This window comes from Delftia sp. ZNC0008 (assembly GCF_000799035.1).
Classification (GTDB): Bacteria; Pseudomonadota; Gammaproteobacteria; order Burkholderiales; family Burkholderiaceae_C; genus Comamonas; species Comamonas tsuruhatensis.
In genome coordinates, this window is sequence record NZ_JTKZ01000513.1 from 1 (window position 1) to 4,775 (window position 4,775).

Consider the following 4,775-nt stretch of genomic DNA (forward strand, 5'->3'; position numbering starts at 1 on the left):
GCCGCGCTCAAGCTGCAACTGGTGGCCTTGCAGCGCGCGCCCGATGCGGCCGCGCATGACGAGGCCGTGCAGCGTCTTTCGGCCGGCATAGACCGGGCCACACGGCTCGTCGAACAATTGTTGACATTGGCGCGGCAGGAAGCCCAAGGCACGGTACAAGGCACGGCCCCAGGCCCGCAAGGCATGCAGGGGCCGCACGGCGCTGCCACGGCCGCACCTGCGGACGTGGACTTGCGCGAGGTGGTGGAGCAGGCCCTGGCGGACCAGGCCGTGGCGGCCCAGCAGCACGGCCTGGACATGGGCCTGAGCGAGTCCCCGCATCTGCGGCAGTCCTTTGCCGTGGCGGGCGACGCACAGGCCTTGCAGATGCTGGTGCGCAACCTGCTGGACAACGCCATCAAGTACGTGCCGCAAGGCGGCCGCGTCGATGTGGGCTGGCGCAGCGATGCACAGGGCCGCGCGCTGGTGGTCGAGGACTCGGGCCCCGGCATTGCCGAAAGCGAGCGCGAACTGGTGCTGCGGCGCTTTGTGCGTGGGCCTTCAGCGGCTTCAGCGGCTTCTGCGGGCCAGCAGGCGCAGGGCAGCGGACTGGGCCTGGCCATCGTGCAGACCATTGCCCAGCGGCATGGAGCACGCCTGCTGCTCGACCGCTCGCCCACGCTGGGCGGCCTGCGCGTGCAGGTGATATGGCCGCCTGTGTCGGCCTGCTGACAGCGGCGCGTGGCGCGCAGGCTTGTCGGCCTGCAGCGCGGCCGGGATGCTTCCCGCCTGCGTCTGGCCGGGTCACAATCCCCAAATTGGTGCCGGCCCGCCTGCCTTCCCATTCCCTCATCAGGCGCGCGGGCAGTCTGCTTCCGTCGTCATTTCGAGAGGTATTTCATGGAGTCCCTTGTCCAGCGCCTGTCCCAGTCCGTGACCCAGGCGCATTCTCTGGAAGAGTTGACGCGGCCCCTGCTGCAAATGCTCGAAGAGAGTACGCATCTGGAGTCCACCTATCTCACCACCATCAACGAAGAACAGGGCCAGCAGCGCGTGCTGTACGCGCGCAACGCGAGCGAGATGCAGATTCCCGAAGGCCTGGTCGTCCCCTGGGGCGACACGCTGTGCAAGCGCGCCCTGGACGAAGGCCGCATGTACACGCCCGATGTCGGTGCCTGCTGGGGCGACTCCGAGGCCGCGCGTGAACTGGGCATTCGCACCTACGCCAGCGCCCCGGTACGCTTTTCCGACGGCCAGCTCTACGGCACGCTGTGCGCGGCCAGCAAGACCTCCCAGGCGTTGAGCACCGAGGCCCAGGGCCTGCTGCGCCTGTTCGCCAACCTTATCGCCGAGCGCGTGGAGCGCGAGCAGCTCATCACCAGCCTGAGCAAGGCCAACCAGGAGCTGGCGGCACTGGCCTTGCTGGACCCGCTGACCGGCCTGCCCAACCGGCGCTGCCTCACCGACGAGCTGGGCCGGCTCATTGCACGTTGCGCACGCAGCCAGGAATGCGTGGTGGTGGGCTTCATCGACCTGGACCGCTTCAAGAACGTGAACGACGAGCACGGCCACGAGGCCGGCGACGCACTGCTGCGCGCCATGGGAGAGCGCCTGTCCTCCCATCTGCGCAGCGCCGACATGCTGGCGCGCTTCGGCGGTGACGAGTTCGTCTTCATCGGCGTGGGCCCGCTGTTCGGCAGCGAGGCCGACGCCGTATCGCGCGACCTGCAGCAGCGCCTGTCGGAGGCCTCGGTCATGAAGGTCGAGCTGCACGATGGCAAGACGCTGGACTACGGCGGCGCCAGCGTGGGCGTGGTCTGCCTGCGGCCGGACTCCATTGACGCCGACGACGCGCTGCAAAAGGCCGATGCGGCCATGTACCGCGTCAAGATGGCGCGCAGCCGCGGCGCCAGGGGCACCGCGCTGCATTGAGCCAGCCGCAGGCACTGGCCCGGCGGCCAGGGCCTGTTGCTGCCTTGCTCTGGCCTGTCTGGCGGCTTCTCGCGCGCGCTCTTCGCTCTTGTTTCTTTCCGTCTCAGCCTGCTGCCAGCATGGGCTGCCTGCGCTGCAGCTCCACGGCGGCATGCTGATGGCCGCTTGCCGCCTCCAGCTTGAAGGCGCCCACCGTGCGCACCAGGTCGCCGGCCTGGCCGCGCAGGCTGGAGGCCGCGGCGGCCATCTCCTCCACCAGCGCCGAGTTCTGCTGGGTGGCCTGGTCCATCTGCGTGACCGCCTGGCCGATCTGGGCCACGCCCGAGCTTTGCTCGGAACTGGCGGCGCTGATCTCGCCCATCAGGTCCGTCACGCGGCGTATGGCGTCCACCACCTCGGCCATGGTCGTGCCGGCCTGGTCGGCCAGCGCGCTGCCGTTGTGCACGCGGCTGGTGCTGTCGGTGATGAGCTGCTTGATCTGCTTGGCGGCCTCGGCGCTGCGGCTGGCCAGGCCGCGCACCTCGGTGGCCACCACGGCAAAGCCCCGGCCCTGTTCGCCGGCGCGTGCCGCTTCCACGGCCGCGTTCAGCGCCAGGATGTTGGTCTGGAAGGCAATGCCATCGATCACGTTGATGATGTCGGCGATCTGCCGGCTCGATTCGCTGATGCCGCGCATGGTGTCGACCACCTGCCGCACGACTTCGCCGCCCTGCTCGGCCACGGTGGAGGCGCCCAGGGCCAGCTGGTTGGCCATCTGCGCGTTGTCGGCGTTCTGGCGCACGGTGGAGCTGAGCTGCTCCATGGAGGCTGCCGTCTGCTGCAGCGCGCTGGCCTGGCTTTCGGTGCGCGAGGACAGGTCCTGGTTGGCCTGCGCGATCTGCCCGCTGGCCGCCGCCACGCTGACCGATCCCTGGTGCACCTGGCGCACCACGCCGCGCAGCCCCTCCTGCATGGTCTGCAGGGCGCGCAGCAGCATGGACACCTCGTCCTTGCCGCGCACATCGATGTGCCGCGTCAGGTCTCCCGCCGCCACGGCATCGGCCGTATGGATGGCCTGTCGCAGCGACCGCGCCATGTTGCGGATGATGGACCAGCCCAGCAGCACTCCCAGCAGCACGCCCCCGATGATGGAGCCCACGGCCACCGCAAAAATCACCTGGTACAGCGATTGCGCGGCCTCGTATTCCTCCTTGGCGACGCGGGTCTGCAGCGCGGTCAGCTGCACGATCACATCACGCAGCGGCGCGTACAGCGCCTCGTCCTTGTCGATCAGCAACTGCCGGGCCAGCTCCAGGTCACCGGACAGCAGCGCTTGCTGGGCCGGCTTCAGAAAGCCCTGCAGGAACAGCGCGCGCACGGCCTCGAAGCGGTCGGCCAGCTGCGCCTCTTCCTCGGTCATCCGGGTCTGGCGGAACGAGGCCCAGGCCTTGTTCACGTCGTTGATGTTGGTCTGTATCTCCTGCTGCTTTTGCTGCGTGTATTCGGGCAGGTGCACGGCAATGGCGCCCGAGACCGCATTGCGGTTGCGCAGCAGCAGGCGCTGCACTTCCAGCAGATCGCCCAGTGCGACCAGGCGCTCTTCATAGACCACCTTGAATCGGCGGTTGGACTCGCTGATTCCATAAAGTCCGAAAGCGCCGATCACGATCATGAGCAGTGAGAGAAAACCAATCAAGGCGGTCAGGCGAGTCGATAACTTGAAATTATTCATACTGCGTCCTTTGCATGCATTGCGGATGGTTGGTGGGTACTCGCGTTGTCAGGCCGCCCCGTGATTGCTCACATCTCTCGCAAAAAGAACTCGGTCGTGAAAATGAGATTTCATTCACGGTAAATGCCCGGTCTGCACAAAGGCTCACAGGCACCCGGAAACGGCGATGCTGGCTTGCCGATGGCCTGCGTGGCCAATGGCGATCCATGTTGTATTGGTTTGTAAACTATTTGTTACAAACTATAGTATGAATCTGATGGGGCAGGCAATACCAGCTTTTCAGGTATTCGCCCTGGCCTGATAGGGGTTCTCTGCCCATTGCTGCGGCAGGAAGAGACGGCCTGTGCCCGGGGCCGTCCCTGGCCGGCGCCTCGCGCCGGACGGGCCCGCCTAGAATCCGCGTTTGCGCGTGGCCGCTGGCACGCTTTCACGAAAGAGATCCATGAAACCCAAAACACTGGCCGGTGCGCTGGCCGCCCTCTGCGTGGCTGCGGCCGGACTGCTCTATGCATCGCCCTATATCGCCCTGCACCAGATCGGCAAGGCCGTGGAGCGCCGCGACGCCCAGGCCCTGTCCGGCTACGTGGACTTCCCTGCGCTGCGCGAAAGCATCAAGGGCCAGATGATGGCCAGGCTGCAATCCCAGATGGGCGGCTCGGGCGACAGCGCCTCCAACCCCCTGGCCGGCTTTGGCCAGCAACTGGCCCAGGGCCTGGTCAGCCAGTTCACCGAGGCGCTGGTCTCGCCCGACGGCGTCATGCTCATGCTGGAAAAAGGCAAGCCCGGCAAACCTACGGACGTGGCCGCCGCAGGCGTGGGCGTGGACACCCAGGGCGGGCCGCCGCGCAAGGACTACTCCGTGGAGTACCAGGGCTGGTCCAAGGTCTTCGTGCACCCGCGCGGCGAGCCGGGCGGCTTTATCTTCAGGCGCGAAGGCCTGATGGGGTGGAAGCTGGTGGCCGTGAAGATGGATTGAGGGGCGCGGGCAGGCGCCAGCACCCTGGCACCTCAGCCTTGATGCAGCACCTTCATCACATGGCGCTTGCCCAGCCGCAGCGCACGGGCATCGGCCTCCTGCCGCGTGTCGCAGCCCTGGTCTTCGGTGACCGCTCCCAGGGCCTTGCCGCTGGCCACCTCCAGCAGCGTGACGCGG

The 4,775-nt window shown here is 67.2% G+C and carries 4 protein-coding genes; 3 read left to right on the top strand and 1 reads right to left on the bottom strand.

Going from position 1 to position 4,775, the window contains the following annotated elements; genetic code table 11:
• Both L995_RS17345 and L995_RS17350 read left to right on the top strand, forming a co-directional pair.
• Window positions 1-711 (top strand): ATP-binding protein (locus L995_RS17345; protein ID WP_047472768.1); only part of this gene is annotated, 711 nt, incomplete at its 5' end.
• Between the two features lie 168 nt (window positions 712-879).
• Entirely contained in the window at window positions 880-1,911 is a 1,032-nt protein-coding gene (locus tag L995_RS17350) for a sensor domain-containing diguanylate cyclase (RefSeq protein ID WP_047472769.1), read from the top strand.
• A 103-nt stretch (window positions 1,912-2,014) separates the two neighbouring features.
• Here L995_RS17350 and L995_RS17355 read toward each other — a convergent pair whose 3' ends face one another.
• Window positions 2,015-3,622, bottom strand: coding sequence for a methyl-accepting chemotaxis protein (locus L995_RS17355; RefSeq protein WP_016447912.1), 1,608 nt, complete (start codon window positions 3,620-3,622; stop codon window positions 2,015-2,017).
• A 442-nt stretch (window positions 3,623-4,064) separates the two neighbouring features.
• Here L995_RS17355 and L995_RS17360 point away from each other — a divergent pair, with 442 nt between their 5' ends.
• Window positions 4,065-4,598 (top strand): DUF2939 domain-containing protein, encoded by a 534-nt coding sequence (locus L995_RS17360; protein ID WP_047217496.1) that lies wholly within the window; start codon window positions 4,065-4,067, stop codon window positions 4,596-4,598.
• Window positions 4,599-4,775: the final 177 nt, after the last annotated feature.

Coding starts and splice junctions, on each gene's coding strand:
- L995_RS17350 (WP_047472769.1), top strand. CDS start 880: ATGGAGTCCCTTGTCCAGCGCCTGTCCCAGTCCGTGACCCAGGCGCAT.
- L995_RS17355 (WP_016447912.1), bottom strand. CDS start 3,622: ATGAATAATTTCAAGTTATCGACTCGCCTGACCGCCTTGATTGGTTTT.
- L995_RS17360 (WP_047217496.1), top strand. CDS start 4,065: ATGAAACCCAAAACACTGGCCGGTGCGCTGGCCGCCCTCTGCGTGGCT.